Genomic DNA, 562 nt, shown 5'->3' with positions numbered 1-562 from the left:
ACGACGGACCAGTTCAACCCCGAGAGTACTATCGCTGCGGTACTCTACGATCTCAACGAGGCTGTTGCGAACCAACGTGCTGCGTACTACGAACAATGAGTACCCAATCAGTTCCATCGCGGTATCAGCCCTCCGAGCGAGTGGTTGATGACCGCGACCGACTCCACGAGTTGTACTGTCAGCGCGGCCTCACAATCCGTGAGATCGCCAACCAATACGCCGAGGTCGGACGCTCGATGGTCTGTGACGCGATCCACGACCACGGACTCACCGACGAGGAGGAAAAACGAACAGCAATAGAACAAGGCGTGTCTGACTTCCACGACGAGAAGAACACGGACAACGCCGAGGAAACCTCGGCTAATCTGTCGCCCTCAAAGAGAACGACAGACCGCGGAACGGATCCGCCGTCGTGGGTAGACTTCTCATAGCATCGCTCGCTAACAATTATTTTTTGCTGGTGGTTGGATCGTACCAGCAGTCTGTTTACCCTTACGTTTTTGTAGGTGTAACCCGAACAGAGGGATGTCGCGAGGTAGTTCAACTTGCCTCGTGGCAGGCT

At 55.0% G+C, this 562-nt stretch carries 1 protein-coding gene; it reads left to right on the top strand.

Going from position 1 to position 562, the window contains the following annotated elements; translation table 11 throughout:
- Positions 1-140 precede the first annotated feature (140 nt).
- Positions 141-431, top strand: coding sequence for a hypothetical protein (locus EXE42_RS16540; RefSeq protein ID WP_137707015.1), 291 nt, complete (start codon positions 141-143; stop codon positions 429-431).
- The last annotated feature ends 131 nt before the right edge of the window (positions 432-562 follow it).

Source organism: Halorubrum sp. SP3, assembly GCF_005435195.1.
GTDB lineage: Archaea > Halobacteriota > Halobacteria > Halobacteriales > Haloferacaceae > Halorubrum > Halorubrum sodomense.
The sequence above is the reverse complement of the archived record's forward strand: the minus strand, read 5'-3'. Positions and strand labels throughout refer to the sequence as shown.